Raw genomic sequence first — 20139 nt, 5'->3', positions numbered from 1 at the left:
AGGCTTTGGAGACATGATCCAGGCTGATCTGACGACAATCCTGCCAGAGATCGTTCTGGCCGTGTATGCGATGGCGGCGCTGATCGGGGCTGTCTACACCAGAAAGGACGGGCTTGCCCCAGCTCTGGTTTGGGCAACCTCGGGGCTGATGGCCTTGCTGGCGATCTGGATTGCCACAAATGGCAACGGCACCAATCTGGCGTTTAACGGCATGTTCGTGGATGACGGGTTCTCTCGGTTTGCCAAGGTCGCGATCCTGCTATCGGCAGCCGCCGTGCTGCTGATGAGCCAGGATTATATGTCGCGCCGGGGCTTGCTGCGTTTTGAATACCCGCTGCTGGTGGCCTTGGCCGCCGTGGGCATGATCATGATGGTCAGTGCGGGCGATCTGATGTCGCTTTATATGGGGCTCGAGCTACAGTCGCTGTCGCTTTACGTGGTGGCCGCGCTGCGCCGTGACAGCGCCAAATCCACCGAGGCCGGTCTGAAGTATTTCGTGTTGGGTGCGCTCAGTTCAGGCCTGCTGCTGTACGGTGCGTCGTTGGTCTATGGTTTCACCGGCACCACGCTGTTCTCTGGTATTATCCAGACGGTTCACCATGGCGATGTCTCGATCGGTCTGTTGTTCGGCCTGGTCTTCATGATTTCGGGACTGGCGTTCAAAGTTTCTGCTGTACCGTTCCATATGTGGACGCCGGACGTTTACGAAGGATCGCCGACCCCGATCACCGCGTTCTTTGCCACGGCGCCTAAAGTGGCGGCCATGGCGCTGTTCGCCCGCCTGATGCACGACGCCTTTGGCGGAGTGGTCAAAGACTGGCAGCAGGTGATCGTTCTGCTTTCGGTCCTGTCGATGCTGTTAGGCGCAGTTGCGGCCATCGGGCAGCGCGATATCAAGCGACTGATGGCGTTTTCGTCCATTGCCCATATGGGCTATGCATTGATCGGCCTGGCCGCCGGGACCGAGATGGGCGTCAAGGCGATGCTGATGTATCTGGCGATTTACGTCACCATGAACATCGGCACATTCGCCTTTATCCTGATGATGGAGCGCGACGGCAAACCCATCACCGATATCGACGCGTTGCGGCAGTTCTCGAAACGAGACCCGGGCAAGGCGCTGGCGGTTTTGATCCTGATGTTCAGCCTTGCTGGCGTTCCACCGATGCTGGGTTTCTTCGCCAAGTTCGGGGTCTGGCAGGCCGGTGTCAGTGCGGATCTGATCGGGCTGGTGATTGTGTCGGCCATCGCATCGGTCATTGGGGCCTTCTATTATTTGCGGATCGTGTTCTACATGTATTTTGGCGCCGAAAACGAAGACCCGATCGAGATCCGTTCCACTCCGGTTTTGTGGGTGGCGTTGATGGGCTCGGCAGCTATGATGCTGATCGGAGTGGTTTATCAATTCGGTATCGAAGGCGCGGCAGCAGCTGCGGCAGCGACGCTTGTCAACTGAGGCAGGCCACATCAAACACATGGGGGCTCGGTCGATGGACCGGGCCTTTTTACCATGACTCAGTGGCCTAACGGGTACGGCCTGCATGTTTTGCAACAGGTCGACAGCACCCTGAACGAAGCCGCGCGTATCGCTCCGACCGCACAAGGCCCGGTCTGGATCATGGCGCATCACCAGACTGCTGCCCGAGGACGCCGGGGCAGGGCCTGGGCCAATCCCAAGGGGAATCTGGCGGCGACCTTGTTGATGCGCCCGAACGGAACGCCGGAAGACGCCGCGCTGCGCAGTTTCGTGGCTGCCCTGGCCCTGTTTGACGCAACCGTTGCGGTAACCGGACGGGCCGATGGGTTGTCGTTGAAATGGCCGAACGACGTGTTGCTGAATGGGGGAAAGCTGGCGGGTATTCTGCTGGAAAGTACCGGGCAGGGTGGCAATCTTTCGCATCTGGCCATCGGGGTCGGTGTGAACCTTTCCGAAGCACCGCCCGTCCACGCGGTCGAACCCGGTGCAGTAAGACCCGTATCTTTGCTGTCCGAGACCGGCGCAGATGTTACTCCCGAAGATTTTCTGACCGAGCTGGCAGATGCTTTTGCCCGCTATGAGACGCAGTTTGTCACATACGGTTTTGAGCCGATCCGAGCCGCCTGGCTGGCGCGTGCTGCGCGTCTGGGTGAGGTTATCACGGCCCGCACCGCCGCGACTGAGACGGTCGGCACGTTTGAAACCGTGGACGCGAGTGGAAATCTTGTCCTAAACACAGCCAAGGGCCGGGTCAGCATACCGGCGGCGGATGTGTATTTCTAAGGGAGGCCGGGATGCTTCTGGCAATCGACTGCGGCAACACCAACACCGTGTTCTCGATCTGGGATGGCGAGACATTCCTGTGTACCTTGCGCACGTCCACCCATCATTCGCGCACAGCCGATGCGTATTTCACCTGGTATTCCACGCTGGTAAAGCACTACGGGATCGAGGCTGAGATAACAGACGTGGTCATTGCGTCGACTGTGCCGCGTGTCGTGTTCAATCTGCGTATCTTCTCGGACCGATTTTTTGGTTGCCGCCCGCTGGTCGTGGGCAAGCCGGAATGTCTGCTGCCCGTCGCGCCTCGCATTGACGAAGGTACCGTTCCCGGCCCGGATCGGCTGGCAAATGCGGTGGGGGCGTTTGACCGCCACGGGGGCGATGTTGTGGTGGTTGATTTTGGCACGGCCACGAATTTCGACGTGGTGGCCTCGGACGGGGCTTATGTGGGCGGCATCATCGCGCCCGGTGTGAACCTGAGCCTTGAGGCATTGCATCAGGGTGCCGCCGCCTTGCCGCATATCGATATCACCCGTCCCGAGAAAGTGATTGGCACGAATACGGTTGGATGTATTCAGTCGGGCGTGTATTGGGGCTATTCCGGTTTGATCGAAGGGCTTATCGCCCGCATTCGAACGGAATATGGAATGCCGATGAAAGTCGTCGGAACCGGCGGGCTTGCACCTTTATTCGATCAGGCCGATGTCGGGTTTGATGTAATCGAAGACGATCTGACGATGCACGGGCTGACCGTGATACATCGCTATAACAAGGAAAATGGCTCAACATGAGCAGTGAACGACTGATCTATCTGCCGCTGGGCGGAGCAGGCGAAATTGGCATGAATGCCTATGTCTACGGCTACGGCGCACCGGGGCAGGAACGTTTGATCCTGGTCGATTTGGGTGTCGCCTTTCCGGATATGGACAGTTCTCCGGGGGTCGATCTGATCTTTGCGGATATCACGTGGCTGAAAGAGCGCGCCGACCGGCTTGAGGCGATCTTTGTCACCCACGCCCATGAAGACCATGTCGGCGCTGTGGCGCATTTTTACGAAGCTCTGGGCGTGCCGATTTATGCGCGGACTTTCACGGCAAATATCGCGCGCCGCAAGATGGAAGAGCACGGCCACCCGACCGAGGCCGTTCGGACGGCCTCGCCCTGGCCCGAAGAGATCAAGGCGGGGCCCTTCACGGTCGGGTTTCTGCCGGTGTCGCATTCGATCCCCGAAAGCGCGGGGCTGATTATCGACACACCATCCGGTCGGGTCGTACATACGGGCGATTTCAAATTGGACACCAACCCGGTGGTGGGCGAGCCTTTTGATCCCGACCTGTGGGCTGAGGCTGCGAAACCGGGTATCAAAGCACTGATCTGCGACAGCACAAACGTGTTCTCGACCCATCCCGGACGCTCGGAATCTGAAGTCGGCCCCGAGATTACCCGTCTGGTTCAGGATGCCAGCGGCATGGTGATCGCGACGACATTTGCGTCAAACGTGGCGCGGGTTAAAACGTTGGCGGAGGCAGGGCAAAGGGCTGGTCGTTCAGTCGTTTTGCTGGGTCGCGCCATGCGGCGCATGATCGAGGCCGCAACGGAAACGGGTATCTTGTCCGATTTCCCAAAGGTCATCAGCGCCGAAGAGGCGGTGGATGTGCCCCGTCAGAACCTGATGCTGATCGTCACCGGCAGTCAGGGCGAGCGCCGCGCCGCCAGCGCTCAGCTGGCCCGTGGCAAGTATCGGGGTCTTGAGGCGAAAGAGGGCGATCTGTTCCTGTTTTCCTCGAAGACCATCCCGGGCAATGAACGCGGCGTGATCCGCATCATCAACCAGCTGAGTGAAAAGGGCGTTGATGTCGTTGATGACAGTTCTGGCCTTTACCATGTGTCAGGACACGCCAACCGACCCGATCTGCAGCGTGTGCACGCGTTGATCGACCCGCAGATGGTGATCCCGATGCATGGCGAACATCGCCACTTGCGCGCCCATGCCAAACTGGCGGAAGAGGGCGGCCGCACGGGCATTCTGGCTGTGAACGGCACCATGCTGGACCTGACCGGCAACGCGCCCAAAGTTGTGGACTATGTCGAAACCGGCCGGACCTATCTGGATGGGTCTGTTCAGATCGGAGCGCTGGATGGGGTGGTGCGTGATCGCATCCGCATGGCGCTGAACGGTCACGTGACGATCACTGTCATTCTGGATGAAGAAGACGAACCCTTGGGCGAGCCCTGGTGTGATACAATGGGTCTGCCGGAGATGGGCTCGTCCCGGGCCGCGCTGATCGAGGTGTTGGAAGAGGACCTGAACCAGTTCCTGATGCGTGCGGATGCCAAAACCCTGCGCGATGACGATAAGATCGAAGAAGCTCTGCGCCGGATCGCGCGGCAAAGCGCGCTGTCCGAGATTGGCAAAAAGCCCGAAGTGACGGTGGTTGTCAGCCGGATGCGCTAGGGCTCAGACGGCATGGGATAGCCGCGTAGCTGCAGAAACAGGCTTGCCTCTTCATTGTTCAGAAAGAAAGGCACCGTTTCGGGTGGTTGCGTGTCTGTCGCGCGGGCGGCGATTTCGGCCAGAACGACCTCGGTGATAAAGGGCAGATCAAACTCTCGCGCCTGACGGATCTTGACCCATTGCAGGTGAGACAGCTCGTCCGAGGCATGGGTGAAGTCGTCCAGATCACCCTGTATAGCGTCTGCATCGACCAGAAAGAACCGCGCATCAAACCGGCGTGGACGACCAGGGGGCGTGACAGCCCGGAATACGAACTGCAAAGCCTGGGCGGCAGGCACGTGGCCCGTCGCGGCAAAGCTTTGCCAATCGTCAGGCACAGGATCAGGCCATTGTCCGCTTTGCCCGAGGATCAGACCGGTCTCTTCCCAAAGCTCACGGATCGCGGCGGCGGCCAATGCGTCCTGCAGACCGGGTTCGGATTGCTGCGACAGGCGGTCGACGCACAAATCTGGCAGCGGTGTTGCAAGCGGCACCTGCGCGTCTGCCGCATCAACGGCCCCGCCGGGAAACACAAACTTGTTCGGCATGAACGCGGCTTTAGAGCCGCGCTGACCCATCAATATCGCAGGATCATCAAACCGGTCCCGCAATACGATGACGGTTGCTGCATCCCGGATCGCGGTCTTGTCCTGCGTCATTCAGACTTGCCGAACCCGTGCATCCGCCTGGACCATTGATAGCCGACGATGGCGCCTTTCAGACGCGGCAGCAGGTACAGCGACAGCGCGACACACGCGATGGAAAAGCCGATCGCCATGGTCCAGGGGCTGGGCCTCCAATGCACGTATGACACATGCAAGGCGGGCGCCAGAAGGTGACCCACGATCAGAATGGTCAGATAGGCCGGCCCATCATCGGCGCGATGATGAAACAGCTCTTGCCCGCAATTCGAGCAGGCATCGTTCACTTTGAGGTAGCTATGCAGCAGCTTACCCTCACCGCATTTTGGACATTTGCCCTTAAAGCCCCGCATCAAGGCAGGTTTGGTCGGTCGGTCTTCGGCAAGCTGAGTGTCGATGGTCTGGTCGGTCATGTGATTCTCGCGCGTTCAATTCCGGCAGATATAGTCGTTGAAAGACCCGGCTGAAAAGGGGGTGCGTCGCTTTGCGGCGTCTGGTGAAAAGCTAACAGGATTCGCCCTCAAATCAAAGAAATCGAAAAAAGATGCGGGCATCGCGACGGAACCACCGGGCCGTCGCGTTTTAACAGATATCAACGGCGGCGCGCAGCCGCGAAACAAAGGATATCGAAGCATGAAAACGGCAACCTACATTTCGGCCATCGTCCTGACAGCCGTTGCAGTGACGGGAACATCGGTTTTGGCCAAAGGGTCGCGCGACCGGCAACCGGCGACGTTTCAGGAATTGGATGCAGATGGAAATGGTGAAATTACACAGGCTGAACTTGAGGCGCATCGCAATCAGCGCTTTACGTCAGCCGACGCGGATGGCGACGGCCAGCTGAGCGTTGACGAGATGCAGGCTGCGGCCCAGAAAACCGCATCCGATCGTGTGACCAAGATGTTCGAAAAGCATGACGCAAATCAGGATGGCTTTCTGAGCGATGATGAGTTGCCCAAACCGCGCCGGGGCGCAAAAATGTTCGAACGGATTGATGCCGACGGAAACGGAACGATCTCGGAACAGGAATATGCGGATGCGAAAGACCGGATGGGGCGCCATCACAAGCGGCAGGGAAAGCAGAAGTCTTCCGATAATTGATGCAGGATGGAGGACCTGACCTCTGGCCCGAAACCGGTGTGCGGCGATATGCTTGCCACACCCGAGCCCAGCGACGAGGCGTTGCTGGGCCGCTACGCTGTGGGCGACCCCCGGGCGGCCCGGGTGCTGACGGACCGGTTGGGGCCACGTTGTTTCTCGGTCGCGCTGCGCATGTTGGGCAACCGGGCCGAGGCCGAGGATGTCACGCAAGATGCCATGATGCGGCTCTGGAAGATGGCACCGGACTGGGTGTCAGGACAGGCGCAACTGTCCACCTGGCTATACCGCGTTACGCTGAACCTGTGTGTAGATCTGCGGCGCAAAAAACGACCCGATGCGCTGGATACAGTGCCCGAACCCGAAGACAGCGCTGCAAGCGTGCTGGATCAGATGCAGGACACGGCACGCAAAGATGCGCTGCAGGATGCGCTGGACCAATTGCCGGACCGACAGCGGCAGGCTGTTATTTTGCGGCACATCGAGGAATTGCCCAACCCCGAGATCGCTGGGATTATGGAGATTTCCGTTGAAGCCGTCGAAAGCCTGACCGCTCGGGGGAAACGAACTCTGACAGCGCTACTGTCCGGGCGCAGGGAAGAACTGGGGTATGAAAATGGCTGACCAAGAAAGCAAGTTGGAGGACCTGTTTGTTCAGGCCCGGAAAACGCGAAACACGCTGCCCGAAGACCTTGCCGTTCGGATTGAGACAGATGCCGAAGCCTTGCGGTTGCGCAGACACGCTCGGGCAACCAAGGTGGGGCGGCGGCGTTGGATTGCCGGAATTGGCGGTTGGCAAGGGCTGGGTAGCTTGATTATGGCCAGCGCGGCCGGGGTCTGGATAGGATTTTCGGCTCCGTCTTTCCTGCCTGATCCGGCGGAATTGCTGAGTGTCCAGGACAGCTCGTTTTTGCTGGCGGAACTGAACCTCGATTATCTGGAGGATACGGAATGAGCGACAATCCAGCGCGCAAAGTAAAATGGATGCCGATCGCTCTGGTGATCTCGCTGGCGGTGAACTTGCTGGTGGCGGGTGTGGTGATCGGGACAGTTCTGCGCTTTCGCGGAGGCGAGCATGCGGCGGTGCCTCCGGGATTTGGCCCGGCGCTTTATTGGGCGTTGCCAAAGGAAGACCGCAGATCACTGCGTGGTGAGCTGTCCGGAAAACGATCCAAGGGTTCGGATCGCCGAAAACAGGATTTTGCGGCGCTCAGCCAGGCGTTGCAGGCCGAGCCATATGATCCCAAGACGGTCGAACTGTTGTTGATTCGACAGGCGGAAGCCACTGCGACCCTGCAAGCAGCCCTGCACGAGCGTTGGCTGAACCGCGTCGCTGATATGAGCGATGCGGAACGCGTGGCCTATGCCAAAAGACTGGAGGAGGTGGTCAAGCGCGGCCCGCGCAAATCGCGGAAAAAGGACTGACTTGCGTCAGGCCGCGCTCTGGCGCAACCGGACTTGATTGCGCCCGGCCTTTTTCGCGGCATACAGCGCCTTGTCGGCGGATTGGATCAACTGGCTGACCGGGTCGACACTGTTCCGGTGCACCAGGTCGGCTGGTTCGCACATTTTGAGCCCGACGCTGATCGTCACCGGGATCAGCGCGGGGTGATCGGGCAGGTGGAATGGATGGCGGCAGATGCAATCGCAGATGACATCCGCTTGCCCAAGCGCGGCCCGTGTCGAGGTTTCGGGAAGCCCGATCATGAACTCCTCGCCGCCGATCCGGGCCACAAACCCCGCCCCCTTCATCGCGGCCTTCAGGCGGCGGGCCGCTTCGGTTAGCACAAGATCGCCGCCAGCATGACCGAACTGATCATTGATTGCCTTGAAGTGATCCAGATCGGCCAGCATGACCGCAAAACCATGCCCGGATTGCTGTGACCGTCTGGTGATTTGGTCCAATGCCCGCATTGCGTATCGGCGGTTGAACAGACCTGTCAGCGGGTCGGTCAACGAATCCGTCAGACCCTGCCGCATCGATGCCCGTAGCCGGTCATCGCGGGTCTTGCGGGCAATCTGTGTCTCCAACCTCAGGGAGATCTCATCTGTATTGAAGCCATCCATGCATATCGCATCAGCACCGCGATCCAGAGACTCGGCCGCCAGCGCCGCGTTTTGGCCGGGCAGGACACCGATCATCACCGTGTGTCGGGTTGCCTGCCGGGACCGCAGATCCGCAAGGATATTTCGGCCATTCGAATTGCCACTCAATTCAACGACGATTGCATCGGGAACTGGACCGGACAGCAATTTGCGCAGATTGGCCAGCGTGTGACAGGTCACACTGTGACGGGTGTTTCCGGACAGGGCTTTGCTCCACAACGAAGCTGTTCGCGCAGATTGGGTCAGCAAGGCGATGCAAGCAGGTTTTGGTGGGGCAATCAGACCAGCGCCGGGTTCCGCGAAACCTATGGATTGTGAGTCGTCCCGGGCCTTAAGGTCCTGCCGGTCGGCGCGGGCGCGCAGCAAACTGCGCACACGGGCCAGTAAAAGCGCATCGTTGTATGGGTATCCCAACACATCGTCCAACCCGCTCGACAAGGCCTGAAGGCGGGCAGCTTTATCGTTTTGCGGCACCACAGCCACCACTGGCACGTCTGCCATCGAAGGGTCGTCCATCATCAGGCGCTTGACGTCAGATGCAGTCCCGTCCGGAAGCGTCTGGGCGGTGAGAACCAGGTCAGGCCGCACCCGCCGCAGCATCGTCGCTAGCCCGACCAGTTTTTCCCCCTGCACGACGTGATACCAGGCCGCCGTCAATTGCACCTTGAGCATGATGCGGTTGGTCGAAACCCCATCGAGAACAAGTATTGTGCCTTGTACGGACATTGCCATTCACCGTTTGATTGCATGCGTTGCCAAAGTGTTTATGAGTCTGGTTAACAAACCCTTTCCAACCTGCGTTTTGAGGCGAGATAATGCCGATGGCACCTGAAACAGCCGAAACAGTGGCCCTGAAAATCCTCGGCTGGCTGGTCAAAAACGAAGAGCTTTTGCCCGTGTTTCTGGGTGCCACGGGTGCCTCGGAGCAGGATTTGCGAGACCGGGCAGGTGATACGGACTTTTTAGGTTCTGTTCTGGACTTCCTTATGCTTGACGATTCGTGGGTCATTGCCTTTTGTGATGCCAGCGCAATGCCTTATGAACGCCCGGCGCAAGCGCATGCCGTCTTGTCCGGGGCGTCGGACATGCACTGGACCTGAGTCCAACTCATTGGAGATATCCCAAATGGCGATCGACGCCCTATTGTTCGACAAGGACGGTACATTATTTGATTTCGCCGCGACCTGGGGGGATTTCGGGCGCATCGCGATGTTGCGCCTGTCCAACGGGGATGAAGCGCGCGCACAAGCCCTGAGCGCGGCCATCGGCTTTGATTTGGCACGCGAGATTTATGCACCCGACAGCGTCGTCATCGCGGGCACCGTTGATGAGGTCGCCGACGCGCTCATGCCTCATATGGAAGGGCAATCACGCTTGCAGGTGATCGATACGCTCAACCGGTCTTCAGCCGAGGCGCAGCAGATTCCATCTGTACCGTTGGCCCCTTTTCTGGACGGCTTGAAAGACCGGGGGTTGCGGTTGGGGGTGGCCACGAATGATGCGGAAGAACCGGCATTGCAGCATCTGGATTCGGTCGGTGTGCGGGATCGGTTTGATTTCATTGCCGGCTATGACAGCGGCCATGGATTCAAGCCCGGACCGGGGCAACTGCTGGCTTTTGCCAAACATGTCGACCTTGCCCCCGAGCGGATCGCAATGGTCGGAGACAGTCGTCACGATCTTGAGGCCGGTCGCGCGGCAGGGATGGTTACAATTGGTGTTCTGACTGGTCTTGCGCCTGCCGACATGCTGGCTCCGCTTGCTGATGTTGTGCTGCCGGATATTGGTCATATCCCTGCCTGGCTCTCGGAATCCTGATGATCTGACGCGGGAAATCGCCGCTCTGAGATTCAAAACCGACATCCTCTGTCGCAGACAGAGCGGCCAGAGCCAGACCTTCCGGGCTTGCATGGATACAGCAGGACCGGAGGGTATCATGGCCGACACAAAAAACCGCAGACGCCGAAGCGGCGGGCGCGCAGGCGCGGCAGAGCGTCGGGGCAGCGCTGTGATCGATCAGATGCCCTGGAACCCGCCGGTCAATATCGATGCGCCAACTGAGCCTCTTGGACCCGAAGGCGTCGAGGCGATCCATCTGGGGGCCATGCGCATACTCGAAGAGATCGGGATTGAATTCTATAATGAAGAAGCCATTGCTATCTTGCGCGAGGCGGGGTGCACCATAGACGGAGATAACGTTCGAATGGGGCGTGACTTCGTGATGGAGATGGTAGAAAAAGCGCCGAGCTCGTTCAGGATAATGCCGCGAAACCCAGATCGTCAGATCGAAATTGGTGGTCGTAATCTTTTGTTCGGAAACGTTTCCTCTCCGCCGAACTATTGGGATATGGAAATCGGCAAGAAGGTGCCCGGGACACGGCAGATGTGTCAGAATTTGTTAAAGCTGACGCAGTATTTCAACTGTATTCATTTTGCGGGCGGCTATCCGGTGGAACCGGTCGATCTCCATGCAAGCGTGCGCCATCTGGACGTGCTCTATGACAAGCTGACCCTGACAGACAAGGTGATGCATGCATATTCGCTGGGCAAAGAGCGCGTCGAAGATGTGATGGAGATGGTGCGCATCGCAGGTGGTCTGACTCATGAAGAGTTCGAGGCCGCGCCGCGCATGTATACCAACATAAACTCGACCTCGCCTTTGAAACATGATCATCCGATGATCGATGGGTGCCTGCGTCTGGCCCGGCGCGGGCAAGCGATCGTTGTCACTCCCTTTACACTGGCCGGGGCGATGGCGCCTGTAACGATGGCAGGTGCAGTGGCGCAGTCCTTGGCCGAAGCGCTGTGCGCAATAGCTCTGTTTCAGTACGTTCGTCCAGGCATTCCCTGCGTAATCGGGACGTTCACATCGAATGTAGATATGAAATCGGGCGCGCCTGCGTTTGGAACGCCGGAATATATGCGGTCAACCCAGATGACCGGCCAAATGGCGCGGTTTTACGGCCTTCCCATGCGCTCGTCCGGTGTGTGCGCCGCGAATGTGCCGGACGGGCAGGCGATATGGGAGACTTCGAACTCGCTTTGGGCCGCGGTGCAGTCGGGCACGCATATGGTTTACCATGCGGCCGGTTGGCTGGAAGGCGGGCTGATTGCCAGCCCCGAGAAATTCATAATGGATTGCGAAATTCTGCAGCAAATACAGCGCTATATGCAACCCGAGCTGACTGCGACAGGACCGGATGAAATTGCTCTGGATGCGATACGTTCGGTTGGCAATGACGGGCATTTCTTTGGCATCCAACACACGCAGGACCGGTATACGACCGCGTTTTATCAACCTTTTCTCAGCGACTGGAAGAATTTTGAAGGATGGGAGGCGGCGGGCGGCATATGGACAACCGAGCGCGCGCATCAAATGTTCAAAGAGATCATCGGCAGTTTTGAAGCCCCACCACTTGACGACGGCATTCGCGACGAGCTTGCCGACTTTGTCGCGCGTCGCAAGGCCGAGGGCGGTGCGCCGACGGATTTCTGAGGATAGGCCTCAGCGTGAGATCACATCGCATTTTTAATATCTCACTCCGAGGGTTGGGAATTTATTAAGCTTTCTGGGGTCTGTTCAAGAGGAATTGCAACCCCCGGGGGCGCCCCTATGCACGGTCTCATCAACAGGGCTATTCAATCCTTTGTGTGCGCAACATACGGTCAGCCCTGCTGGGTGCGGGCAACCGAATCCGCCGGGTTGGGATTGGTCGAATTCGAAGCGATGCTGGTCTACGATCCAAAGATTTCAACCCGGGTCCTTGATGAGTTATGCGTCGAATTGAACCGCCCCCGCGCAGAGTTTCTGGAAGATCTGGGCACCTATCTGGTGTCGCACCCCAATACAGAAGGATTGCGGCGCTTGCTCCGGTTCAGTGGGGAGACCTATGTAGAGTTTCTTCATTCACTTGATGATCTGGCAGATCGGGTCCGACTAGCGGTGTCCGATCTGGACCTTCCCGCGCTGGAGCTGCGTGAAGTTTCCCCCACCGAGTACGAATTACTGTGTTCTCCAGGTTTGCCGGGTTATGCCTGCGTGATGACGGGGGTACTGCGGGCGATGGCTGATGATTATGGCGCGCTTGTGATCCTGCCGGACGTGCAGCAGGTCGATGAAACGGACGTGATTTCGATCACATTGGTTGAAAGCGCCTTTGCCGAAGGCCGCCGCTTTGACCTGGGGGCCCGGTCGCCATGAAAGAAACAGACCAGTTGGCTACCCTGCTGCAGACTCTTTGCCCGATGTTCCTTCTTGTCGATCAGGATGCGCGGGTTTACCGGGTCGGACCTACTTTGCAGAAATTTCGCCCTGAACAACCGATGGAGGGGCAGTTTTTTTTTGATCTGTTCCAACTTGTTCGACCCAGGTCGGTGACGACACTATCAGCTTTGATCTCACAATCCGGCGCCAATCTGCGCGTGAAACTCCGTGGCCAGCCACAAACCACATTGAAAGGTCTGATTGCCCCGTTACCCGATGGTCAGGGGGCCGTGATCAACCTGTCCTTTGGCATCTCGATTCTGGACGCGGTGCAGGATTACGCGCTGACCAGCGCCGATTTCTCCGGCACGGATCTGGCGATCGAACTATTGTATCTGGTCGAGGCGAAATCCGCCGCGATGGAGGCATCCCGGTCATTGAATCTGAGGTTGCAGGGCGCAAGGCTGGCTGCTGAAGAACAGGCCTATACGGACACGTTGACCGGTTTGAAAAATCGGCGGGCGATGGATCATATACTGGGGCACCTCATCTCGACAAAATCGACCTTTGCGTTGATGCATCTGGACCTCGATTTTTTCAAATCGGTGAATGACAGACTTGGCCACGCGGCCGGGGATTTCGTACTGCAACAGGCAGCCCGGATCATGCAGGACGAGATTCGTGGTGACGATACCGTCGCGCGTGTCGGAGGGGACGAGTTCATTCTGATCTTCAAAGGTCTGACAGACACGGATCAGCTGACCAGAATTGCCAGCCGTCTGATTGCGCGCCTGCAAGAACCGATGCAGTTTGAGGGGGATAGCTGCAAAATCTCATCCAGTATCGGGACGGCCCTGTCCACTCAATTCACCACGCCCGAGCCTGCGGCGATTGTGCACGCCGCTGATCTGGCGCTCTATGCCGCAAAGCGAAGCGGTCGTGCGTGCCACAGGTTCTATACAGATGGGGCGACGACAAAATCCCAAGAATAACGCGGCGGATTGCGGCAAACGCACGCGAGGGTTGTGCCTAAATCACTAAGAACTCAGTTAGATTCGTCACGAGGCGCACCCGTCCAAAGTCGCTGCGATTTGCCGCTGAACCTGTACGAGGTCCCCGATAACGGGCATGACGTGGCCCTCAAAAGATGCCAGAGCCAGCTCTTGCGGGATATCTTCCAGCACATGACCTCCGGCGCAGGCAAAGAATGGAAGACAGATGGACATGGGACCTGCGTCCCGCGCGGCCTCGGAGATCGAAGGCGGTTGCTCCACAAACCCGACACGCAAGCTTTGGAATGGGATGAGCTGACCCAGTTCGTCGCCGAAGTCCCGGGCAATTTTCGCCGGGTTCTGGCTTCGGCCCGACCCATGGGCGGCGATCACCAGATCGGTTGTTTTGGCTGCCCATCCCAGCGCGGACATGCGGTGCGTCAGGGCATCAGCCACAAGAGCCGGCAAGGTCGGGTCGGTGCCCATCGGGTCAAGTACGTTGACAGGGCGCGCTCCGATCCGTTTGGGCAGCGCGCTGGTCACAAACCACCCACGGGCCATGAACAGCGGATAGACAAGGGTGCCGTCCGGCAGCGCATCCAGACAGGTTTCCAATGCCCGGGGTGCGGCCAATGTTGCTGACGTAACCGTTACCTGTTCGCACAGGGCATCAACTTTCCGGGCCAGCGTGGCCAGCGCGGCCTCGGCGGGTTCGGGATCGGATGGTTGGCCATGTGCGACGATAACAGCGTGGGGCATTGCGGGCTCCGTTGTTTGTTCTGTGATAAGTGTAGCATCGCAAAGCCGAGTCAATCTGCGACCGAAGATTCGATTATCCCAACAGTGTCAACCACATCCAGACCGTCAGAATGGACGCGCCGGTGCCGATCAACACGGAAGAGGCCGCAACGCGTTTGGCACGCCCGTAGATATTGGCGAAGATATACGCATTGAAACCGGGGGCCATTGCAGCTGTCAGCACGCCCGACCGGAACAGGTCCGGAGATAGCGCCAGCGTTGACCCAAACAGCCAGACAAGGGTTGGATGCAAAAACAGCGAAATGGCGCAGACAAAGAGGATGGCGCGCAGATCGCCCTCGGGCCGGTATTTGACCAAGACGCCCCCCAGCGCAAACAAGGCTCCGGGTAATGCGGCGCGGGTGATCAGGTTAAGTGCGTCATCTACCACGCTGGGCAGGGCAAGGCCCGACCAATTGACCAGGAACCCCAAACCGATTCCAAGTATCAGGGCATTTTTGAACATGGCGGCCAAAACTGAACGCACCATGCGCATGCCACCATTGCCGCGATTGCGAAAAATCTCCATCACCGTGATGCCGACGCCGTAACAAAACGGCGAGTGGAATGCGATGATGGCATAATTGCCGGTCAGATTTTCGGGCCCGTAGGCGCGTTCGGTGATGGGCAGACCCAGCAGAACGGAGTTCGAAAACAGGCAGCAAAACCCGATGGCGACGCTGTCTTCCCACTCGCGACCAAAGATGAAATGTGCACCCAGCATCCCGACGGTAAAGCACAGCCCGGCTGCGGTGTAGAAACTGCCCAGCAAGCGGGGGTCAAAACTGGCGCTGAGGTCCAGATTGGCAATGGCGAGAAACAGAAGGCAAGGAATGGCAAAGCCTTGGGTGAATTTCATCACGCCATCAATGTGTTCTTCTCGGAAATACCCGGCGCGCGTCGCGGTGTATCCGGCCCCGATCACCAGAAAAACCGGCAGGATGACGTCAATCAGGCTTTGAAACATGGCGCAGCCCTTTTGGCTTGAACAGCTATGCGCGCGATACCCAGAGGTCAGCCCCTGATCGTCTGTCGGATCACCATCCCGTCGAAGGCAGGTGTGACGTAATCCGCCGTTTCTGCCTCGACCGTGGCGTAATCCAGATCGATATGCATGTTGGTGAGAATGGCGCGTTTTGGGTTCAACTGGTCAATCCACACCAACGTCTTTTCCAGATGGCTATGGGTGGGATGCGGGGAGCGGCGCAGGGCGTCGATGATCAGACAGTCCAGCCCCTGCAGGGCGGGCCAGCTGTCGTCGTAGAGCTCGGCCACGTCGGGCAGGTACGCCAAGTCCCCCATTCTGAACCCCAGCGCGTCTATGGCGCCATGGTTGACCCGGAACGGGCGAAACGGAATGGTGCCACCCGGCCCATCAATCTCAAAGGGGCCGTCGATCGCGTTCATTTCCAGTATCGGCGGGTAGGGCGAGCCTTCGGGCTGTACAAAAGCGTATCCGAACCGGCCCAGCAAGTCGTTCTGCGTGGGGCCATCGGCCCAAACCTGGACCCGCGTGCGCATGTTAAAGACGATCATCCGCAGATCGTCGATGCCGTGCATATGGTCCGCGTGCGAATGGGTATAAACTACGCCGTCCAACCGTCCGGTGCCGGTGTCCAGCAACTGACTGCGCATGTCCGGGGTTGTATCGATCAGGACCGAGGTGGTTCCATCCGGCCCATCCCGCTCGACCAGCATCGAACACCGTCTGCGCCGGTTGCGGGGATTGTCGGGATCACAATCGCCCCAATGTCCACCCAGGCGCGGAACGCCTCCGGACGAGCCGCAGCCGAGGATGGTGCAGCGCAATTCGGTCATGCAGCGGCCTTGTAGGTTGCGGCCTTCGAGAACAACCGGTCGAAATTGGTTTGAGTTCGGGCTGCAAACTCGGCGTAGTCCATGCCAAATATTTCCGCGCCCTTGCGTGCCGTATGGGCCGTATAGGCCGGTTCGTTGCGCTTGCCGCGAAAGGGGGGCGGGGCAAGATATGGCGCGTCGGTTTCGACCAGAATGCGGTCGACCGGGGCTGCGGCAAAGATATCGCGCAACTCCTGACTTTTGGGGAAGGCGGCGATGCCGGACATGGACAGGTAAAAGCCCAGCTCCAATGCGGCCTTTGCCAGTTCCGACGAAGAGGAAAAGCAATGCATCACGCAGGAATAGGGCGCGTTGCGGTATTCGTCGCTCAGGATGCGGGCCATGTCGTCGTCAGCGGCGCGGGCGTGGATGATCAGGGGCAGGCCAGTGCGTTGGGCGGCTTCGATATGGATGCGAAGAGAGCATTTCTGCACCTCCGCGCTTTCGGCGGTGTAATGATAGTCCAGCCCGGTCTCTCCAATGCCCACGAATTTCGGGTGTCGGGACAAGGTCACCAGTTCGTCTACCGTGGCCATCGGTTCGTCAGCGGCGCTCATCGGATGGGTTCCGGCGGCATAGAAGACGGGCGCATGGGTCTCGGCAATGGCGCGAACGTTTGGTTCATTGCGCAGGCGCGTGCAGATCGTGACCATGCGGGTTACACCAGCGTCTGCTGCGTTGGCGATGATCTGATCCAGTTGGCCTTCGAAATCCGGAAAATCCAGATGACAATGGCTGTCAGTGATTTGGGGGGTGTCGCTCATCTGCTCTGACCGGCGGTTTCCTGTATCTTGAACACCGTATCTAGGACCAGAGCGGCAGGGTCAAGGTTCACCGCCTGACCATGACGCGCGCGGGCTGTGATCAGGGCCGCAGCTTCGGCCCATTTGCGGGCCTGTTCGGGGGACTGAGACAAGCGAGACAGGATTTCGGCCTCATGTGGCGCGGCTTCGGGCGAGGGCGGGGCACCGGTCGCGCCGGTCAGGGCGAGGCGTGACAGGGCCACATCAATCAGCGTGAGAAGCAGTTCAAACCGCTCGGCCGCGCCGCGCTGGGCGGCGGCTTCGGCGAGCGCCAGCGCGCGTTGGCGGTCCATGCGAGGCAATGTGCCGAGAACTGCGATGAATTCAGCGTAAATCTCCAACCCACCCAGGGTGATCAACCGCACGGCATCCCCCACCGAGCCCGCGGCGAGCGCAGCCAGATGGTCCGGAACGGCAGGCAATTCGGCTCCGGTCTGCGTCAGAGCCGATTGCATATCCTCGGGTCCCAACGGTGACAGACGCAAGGTCCGGCAGCGTGAGCGGATCGTTGGCAACAGGCGGGATGGCTGGTGCGAGATCAGCAACAATGTGGTGCGCGCCGGGGGCTCTTCCAGCATCTTCAAAAGGGCGTTGGCCGCGCTGACATTCATTTCGTCAGCCGAGTCCACGATAACGACCCTGCGCCCTCCATCCGCCGATGACAGGCCGAAGAATTTGCCCAGCTTGCGGATATCGTCCACCACGATGTCGTTGCGCAGCCGTCCTTGGTCATTCAAGGATCGGATGACGGTGGCCAATCCCGGTTCTGCCCCGGCCAGCACGCGATGCGCAACCGGATGATCCGGATCAATGTCCAGCGTTTCCGGGGCCGGAGGGGCACCGAACAGACCATCATCCTGCGCCGGCGGCGTCGCAAGCAGAAACCGCGCGATCCGCCAGGCCAGCGTGGCCTTGCCGATGCCTCGTGGTCCGGTCAGCAACCAGCCATGGTGCAGCCGGTCCGAGTTATACGCGGTCAGAAACGCCTGTTCGGCCTCGGTCTGCCCGAACAAACGCTGCGTTTCGCGCGGGTGAGGGGCTCCGGGGGCCTGATCCGGGGTCGGGGTGTCGTCGCTCATGGTCGTCCGTTACAAGGATTGCAGGACGATATCTGTCACATCGCGGGCAACGCTGTCCATGTCACGATTGCCATTGATGACACGAAACCGGTCCGGAAATTCATCCGCCAACGCCAGAAATCCGGATCGCATCTTTTGTTGCAGGTCGAGGCCGAAGTCTTCGAACCGCTCTTCGGTTCCCTGCCGCCCCTTGGCGCGGGACAGGCCAAGCGCCGGATCCATGTCGATTAACACGGTCAGATCGGGTTCCCGCCCGATCATGAGGGCGTGCAACTGGTCAACGATCCCGCGCAGATCGCCGCGTGACAGACCCTGATACATGCGGGTGCTATCTGCAAACCGGTCGCAGATCACAATCTTGCCCGCAGCCAGAGCAGGCTCGATCGTGCGTTCCAGATGATCGCGCCGCGCGGCGGTGAACAGAAGTATCTCGGTCTCGGCGGACCAGCGGTCAGGATCGCCTTCAAGCACCAGACTGCGGATTTCCTCGGCCCCCGCCGAGCCGCCGGGTTCGCGCGTCAGAACGACGTCTCGCCCCAATCCGCGCAGATGCTCAGCCAGCAGACGCGCTTGGGAAGACTTTCCCGATCCGTCGATACCTTCAAAAGTCAGAAACAACCCGTCGCCCGTCACAATGCGTCCAGAGGGTTTCCGATCACGTCGGTCAGGACAATGCCGCCAACGGTCAACATGCGTACCACGAAGCCGCCCGCAGCAACGTCCTGCGACGCCACCAGAGGGCGACGGATTTCCGGCAGGCCTTCGGGTTTGATCACCAGCTCGGCCAATTGCTGGCCCTTGGTTATGGGCGCATTGATGGGCCCGTCATAGACAACCTCGGCTTTGATATCCTTGTCCCCCAACACCGGGAACAATAGGGTCAGGTCATCTTCGGGCACCAGACCGACGGTTTTTTGTGCCCCCATCCAGACCTTGGCTTCGGCTATCGGCGTTTCCGCTTTGGCAACTGTCCTCTCGACAAAATTTCGAAACGACCAGTTAACGACGGCCTCAGCCTCCTCTGCCCGGCGGGACGTACTGTCGAGCCCTGAAAGGACAAAGATCACACGGCGGTCGCCTTGTTTCGCGGACCCGACAAGGCCGTACCCGGCCTCTTGTGTGTGGCCTGTTTTCAGTCCGTCCGCACCGATGCCCAATCGCAGTAGCGGGTTACGGTTGCGGGAATTTGAGGGCGCCCGCCCGTCAAACTCGAATTCTTCTTCTGCGAACAGAGGGTAATATTCAGGAAAGTCGGTGATCAACCTGTCGGCCAGAACTGCCAGATCGTGCACGGACATCATGTGCCCGGCGGCCGGCCATCCGTTGGAATTGGCGAAATTCGAGGCGTTCATTCCCAGCTGTTGCGCCCGCTGCGTCATGAACCGGGCAAACCCGGCTTCAGTTCCATCTGGGCTGAGCGCTTCGGCAATGACCACGCAGGCGTCATTGCCGGAAAGCACAATGATGCCGCGCAAAAGATCCTCGACAGTAACCCGGTCCTGTGTGTTCAGGAACATGGTCGAGCCGCCATAGCTCATGGCATGTTCCGACACCGGCAAGGTTTCGTTCAGGGTCAGGCGACCTTCGCGCAGCGCCTCAAACGCCACATACAATGTCATCAGCTTGGACATCGATGCAGGCGGAAGGGGTTGATCGGCGTCTTTCGACAGCAGAACGGTGCCGGTTTTCTGGTCTATGACATAAGCAGCCCTGGCCTGCGTATCAAATGCGTGGGCAGGGACGGCCATAAGGGCCATGCCAAGGGCGAAAGTGGTTGATCGCAGTGCGGACAGCATCATGGACCTCC

The 20139-nt window shown here is 59.2% G+C and carries 23 protein-coding genes; 13 read left to right on the top strand and 10 right to left on the bottom strand.

The genetic code is table 11. The features are described from left to right. The first annotated feature begins 13 nt into the window (after nucleotides 1–13). Genes nuoN through ACRZ9X_RS06205 form a run of 4 tightly spaced genes read left to right on the top strand, consistent with a single transcriptional unit; the run spans nucleotide 14 to nucleotide 4715 of the window. Nucleotides 14–1456, top strand: coding sequence for an NADH-quinone oxidoreductase subunit NuoN (gene nuoN / locus ACRZ9X_RS06220; RefSeq protein WP_480516896.1), 1443 nt, complete (start codon nucleotides 14–16; stop codon nucleotides 1454–1456). Nucleotides 1457–1510: 54 nt separating this feature from the next. Next, the gene (locus tag ACRZ9X_RS06215) at nucleotides 1511–2260 is read left to right on the top strand and encodes a biotin--[acetyl-CoA-carboxylase] ligase (RefSeq protein WP_480516894.1); all 750 of its coding nucleotides are present in this window, start codon (nucleotides 1511–1513) and stop codon (nucleotides 2258–2260) included. Between the two features lie 11 nt (nucleotides 2261–2271). Then, entirely contained in the window at nucleotides 2272–3051 is a 780-nt protein-coding gene (locus ACRZ9X_RS06210) for a type III pantothenate kinase (protein ID WP_480516892.1), read from the top strand. Next, nucleotides 3048–4715 (top strand): ribonuclease J, encoded by a 1668-nt coding sequence (locus ACRZ9X_RS06205; RefSeq protein WP_480516890.1) that lies wholly within the window; start codon nucleotides 3048–3050, stop codon nucleotides 4713–4715. The genes ACRZ9X_RS06210 and ACRZ9X_RS06205 overlap by 4 nt, the downstream gene beginning before the upstream one ends. On the opposite strand, the gene ACRZ9X_RS06200 is transcribed toward ACRZ9X_RS06205, so the two are convergent. Continuing rightward, a complete protein-coding gene (locus ACRZ9X_RS06200) occupies nucleotides 4712–5413 on the bottom strand; it encodes an NUDIX hydrolase (RefSeq protein ID WP_480516888.1) in 702 nt (233 codons plus the stop codon). The two genes, ACRZ9X_RS06205 and ACRZ9X_RS06200, sit on opposite strands and share 4 nt — an antisense overlap. Further along, a complete protein-coding gene (locus ACRZ9X_RS06195; RefSeq protein ID WP_480516886.1) occupies nucleotides 5410–5808 on the bottom strand; it encodes a DUF983 domain-containing protein in 399 nt (132 codons plus the stop codon). The genes ACRZ9X_RS06200 and ACRZ9X_RS06195 overlap by 4 nt, the downstream gene beginning before the upstream one ends. A 220-nt stretch (nucleotides 5809–6028) precedes the next feature. Between ACRZ9X_RS06195 and ACRZ9X_RS06190 the strand changes: the two genes are divergently transcribed. From ACRZ9X_RS06190 to ACRZ9X_RS06175, 4 genes are read left to right on the top strand one after another with little or no spacing between them, the layout of a single operon-like run. After that, on the top strand, nucleotides 6029–6496 hold the full coding sequence (locus tag ACRZ9X_RS06190) for an EF-hand domain-containing protein (protein WP_480516884.1): 468 nt from the start codon (nucleotides 6029–6031) through the stop codon (nucleotides 6494–6496). Between the two features lie 6 nt (nucleotides 6497–6502). Then, a complete protein-coding gene (locus tag ACRZ9X_RS06185) occupies nucleotides 6503–7117 on the top strand; it encodes an RNA polymerase sigma factor (RefSeq protein WP_480516882.1) in 615 nt (204 codons plus the stop codon). After that, complete coding sequence (locus ACRZ9X_RS06180; protein ID WP_480516880.1) at nucleotides 7110–7448, top strand: hypothetical protein; 339 nt, start codon at nucleotides 7110–7112, stop codon at nucleotides 7446–7448. The genes ACRZ9X_RS06185 and ACRZ9X_RS06180 overlap by 8 nt, the downstream gene beginning before the upstream one ends. Then, the gene (locus ACRZ9X_RS06175) at nucleotides 7445–7918 is read left to right on the top strand and encodes a periplasmic heavy metal sensor (RefSeq protein ID WP_480516878.1); all 474 of its coding nucleotides are present in this window, start codon (nucleotides 7445–7447) and stop codon (nucleotides 7916–7918) included. The genes ACRZ9X_RS06180 and ACRZ9X_RS06175 overlap by 4 nt, the downstream gene beginning before the upstream one ends. A 6-nt stretch (nucleotides 7919–7924) precedes the next feature. Here the strand turns inward: ACRZ9X_RS06175 and ACRZ9X_RS06170 are convergent, their stop codons facing one another. After that, nucleotides 7925–9325 carry a diguanylate cyclase gene (locus ACRZ9X_RS06170; RefSeq protein ID WP_480516875.1) on the bottom strand — a complete coding sequence of 467 codons (1401 nt, stop codon included), beginning with the start codon at nucleotides 9323–9325 and terminating at the stop codon, nucleotides 7925–7927. Between the two features lie 89 nt (nucleotides 9326–9414). On the opposite strand from ACRZ9X_RS06170, the gene ACRZ9X_RS06165 reads away from it, so the two are divergent. From ACRZ9X_RS06165 to ACRZ9X_RS06145, 5 genes are all read left to right on the top strand, one after another. Then, complete coding sequence (locus tag ACRZ9X_RS06165) at nucleotides 9415–9699, top strand: DUF3572 domain-containing protein (RefSeq protein ID WP_480516873.1); 285 nt, start codon at nucleotides 9415–9417, stop codon at nucleotides 9697–9699. Nucleotides 9700–9724: 25 nt separating this feature from the next. Then, nucleotides 9725–10417, top strand: a complete 693-nt coding sequence (locus ACRZ9X_RS06160; RefSeq protein ID WP_480516871.1) for an HAD family hydrolase — start codon at nucleotides 9725–9727, stop codon at nucleotides 10415–10417. Between the two features lie 118 nt (nucleotides 10418–10535). Further along, entirely contained in the window at nucleotides 10536–12095 is a 1560-nt protein-coding gene (locus ACRZ9X_RS06155) for a trimethylamine methyltransferase family protein (RefSeq protein ID WP_480516869.1), read from the top strand. Nucleotides 12096–12212: 117 nt separating this feature from the next. Further along, nucleotides 12213–12800 carry a heme NO-binding domain-containing protein gene (locus ACRZ9X_RS06150; protein ID WP_480516867.1) on the top strand — a complete coding sequence of 196 codons (588 nt, stop codon included), beginning with the start codon at nucleotides 12213–12215 and terminating at the stop codon, nucleotides 12798–12800. After that, nucleotides 12797–13795 (top strand): diguanylate cyclase domain-containing protein, encoded by a 999-nt coding sequence (locus tag ACRZ9X_RS06145; protein ID WP_480516865.1) that lies wholly within the window; start codon nucleotides 12797–12799, stop codon nucleotides 13793–13795. Before ACRZ9X_RS06150 ends, ACRZ9X_RS06145 begins: the two co-directional genes overlap by 4 nt. A gap of 66 nt (nucleotides 13796–13861) precedes the next feature. Here ACRZ9X_RS06145 and ACRZ9X_RS06140 read toward each other — a convergent pair whose 3' ends face one another. From ACRZ9X_RS06140 to ACRZ9X_RS06110, 7 genes are all read right to left on the bottom strand, one after another. Further along, a complete protein-coding gene (locus tag ACRZ9X_RS06140; RefSeq protein ID WP_480516863.1) occupies nucleotides 13862–14554 on the bottom strand; it encodes a CbiX/SirB N-terminal domain-containing protein in 693 nt (230 codons plus the stop codon). A gap of 73 nt (nucleotides 14555–14627) precedes the next feature. After that, on the bottom strand, nucleotides 14628–15560 hold the full coding sequence (locus ACRZ9X_RS06135; RefSeq protein ID WP_480516861.1) for an AEC family transporter: 933 nt from the start codon (nucleotides 15558–15560) through the stop codon (nucleotides 14628–14630). Nucleotides 15561–15607: 47 nt separating this feature from the next. Then, the gene (locus ACRZ9X_RS06130) at nucleotides 15608–16411 is read right to left on the bottom strand and encodes an MBL fold metallo-hydrolase (protein WP_480516859.1); all 804 of its coding nucleotides are present in this window, start codon (nucleotides 16409–16411) and stop codon (nucleotides 15608–15610) included. Continuing rightward, nucleotides 16408–17214 carry a TatD family hydrolase gene (locus ACRZ9X_RS06125; RefSeq protein ID WP_480516857.1) on the bottom strand — a complete coding sequence of 269 codons (807 nt, stop codon included), beginning with the start codon at nucleotides 17212–17214 and terminating at the stop codon, nucleotides 16408–16410. The genes ACRZ9X_RS06130 and ACRZ9X_RS06125 overlap by 4 nt, the downstream gene beginning before the upstream one ends. Next, the gene (locus tag ACRZ9X_RS06120; RefSeq protein ID WP_480516855.1) at nucleotides 17211–18332 is read right to left on the bottom strand and encodes a DNA polymerase III subunit delta'; all 1122 of its coding nucleotides are present in this window, start codon (nucleotides 18330–18332) and stop codon (nucleotides 17211–17213) included. The genes ACRZ9X_RS06125 and ACRZ9X_RS06120 overlap by 4 nt, the downstream gene beginning before the upstream one ends. 9 nt (nucleotides 18333–18341) lie before the next feature. Next, nucleotides 18342–18965 (bottom strand): dTMP kinase, encoded by a 624-nt coding sequence (gene tmk / locus ACRZ9X_RS06115; RefSeq protein ID WP_480516853.1) that lies wholly within the window; start codon nucleotides 18963–18965, stop codon nucleotides 18342–18344. Continuing rightward, nucleotides 18962–20128 (bottom strand): D-alanyl-D-alanine carboxypeptidase family protein, encoded by a 1167-nt coding sequence (locus ACRZ9X_RS06110; protein WP_480516851.1) that lies wholly within the window; start codon nucleotides 20126–20128, stop codon nucleotides 18962–18964. The genes tmk and ACRZ9X_RS06110 overlap by 4 nt, the downstream gene beginning before the upstream one ends. Nucleotides 20129–20139 lie beyond the last annotated feature (11 nt).

The sequence above is a fragment of the Ruegeria sp. AL1 genome (assembly GCF_056540905.1).
This window is presented reverse-complemented; position numbering and strand designations above follow the sequence as displayed.

Excerpts from the sequence above, each read along its gene's own strand:
- nuoN (WP_480516896.1), top strand. The coding sequence starts at position 14 with ATGATCCAGGCTGATCTGACGACAATCCTGCCAGAGATCGTTCTGGCC.
- ACRZ9X_RS06215 (WP_480516894.1), top strand. The coding sequence starts at position 1,511 with ATGACTCAGTGGCCTAACGGGTACGGCCTGCATGTTTTGCAACAGGTC.
- ACRZ9X_RS06210 (WP_480516892.1), top strand. The coding sequence starts at position 2,272 with ATGCTTCTGGCAATCGACTGCGGCAACACCAACACCGTGTTCTCGATC.
- ACRZ9X_RS06205 (WP_480516890.1), top strand. The coding sequence starts at position 3,048 with ATGAGCAGTGAACGACTGATCTATCTGCCGCTGGGCGGAGCAGGCGAA.
- ACRZ9X_RS06200 (WP_480516888.1), bottom strand. The coding sequence starts at position 5,413 with ATGACGCAGGACAAGACCGCGATCCGGGATGCAGCAACCGTCATCGTA.
- ACRZ9X_RS06195 (WP_480516886.1), bottom strand. The coding sequence starts at position 5,808 with ATGACCGACCAGACCATCGACACTCAGCTTGCCGAAGACCGACCGACC.
- ACRZ9X_RS06190 (WP_480516884.1), top strand. The coding sequence starts at position 6,029 with ATGAAAACGGCAACCTACATTTCGGCCATCGTCCTGACAGCCGTTGCA.
- ACRZ9X_RS06185 (WP_480516882.1), top strand. The coding sequence starts at position 6,503 with ATGGAGGACCTGACCTCTGGCCCGAAACCGGTGTGCGGCGATATGCTT.
- ACRZ9X_RS06180 (WP_480516880.1), top strand. The coding sequence starts at position 7,110 with ATGGCTGACCAAGAAAGCAAGTTGGAGGACCTGTTTGTTCAGGCCCGG.
- ACRZ9X_RS06175 (WP_480516878.1), top strand. The coding sequence starts at position 7,445 with ATGAGCGACAATCCAGCGCGCAAAGTAAAATGGATGCCGATCGCTCTG.
- ACRZ9X_RS06170 (WP_480516875.1), bottom strand. The coding sequence starts at position 9,325 with ATGTCCGTACAAGGCACAATACTTGTTCTCGATGGGGTTTCGACCAAC.
- ACRZ9X_RS06165 (WP_480516873.1), top strand. The coding sequence starts at position 9,415 with ATGCCGATGGCACCTGAAACAGCCGAAACAGTGGCCCTGAAAATCCTC.
- ACRZ9X_RS06160 (WP_480516871.1), top strand. The coding sequence starts at position 9,725 with ATGGCGATCGACGCCCTATTGTTCGACAAGGACGGTACATTATTTGAT.
- ACRZ9X_RS06155 (WP_480516869.1), top strand. The coding sequence starts at position 10,536 with ATGGCCGACACAAAAAACCGCAGACGCCGAAGCGGCGGGCGCGCAGGC.
- ACRZ9X_RS06150 (WP_480516867.1), top strand. The coding sequence starts at position 12,213 with ATGCACGGTCTCATCAACAGGGCTATTCAATCCTTTGTGTGCGCAACA.
- ACRZ9X_RS06145 (WP_480516865.1), top strand. The coding sequence starts at position 12,797 with ATGAAAGAAACAGACCAGTTGGCTACCCTGCTGCAGACTCTTTGCCCG.
- ACRZ9X_RS06140 (WP_480516863.1), bottom strand. The coding sequence starts at position 14,554 with ATGCCCCACGCTGTTATCGTCGCACATGGCCAACCATCCGATCCCGAA.
- ACRZ9X_RS06135 (WP_480516861.1), bottom strand. The coding sequence starts at position 15,560 with ATGTTTCAAAGCCTGATTGACGTCATCCTGCCGGTTTTTCTGGTGATC.
- ACRZ9X_RS06130 (WP_480516859.1), bottom strand. The coding sequence starts at position 16,411 with ATGACCGAATTGCGCTGCACCATCCTCGGCTGCGGCTCGTCCGGAGGC.
- ACRZ9X_RS06125 (WP_480516857.1), bottom strand. The coding sequence starts at position 17,214 with ATGAGCGACACCCCCCAAATCACTGACAGCCATTGTCATCTGGATTTT.
- ACRZ9X_RS06120 (WP_480516855.1), bottom strand. The coding sequence starts at position 18,332 with ATGAGCGACGACACCCCGACCCCGGATCAGGCCCCCGGAGCCCCTCAC.
- ACRZ9X_RS06110 (WP_480516851.1), bottom strand. The coding sequence starts at position 20,128 with ATGCTGTCCGCACTGCGATCAACCACTTTCGCCCTTGGCATGGCCCTT.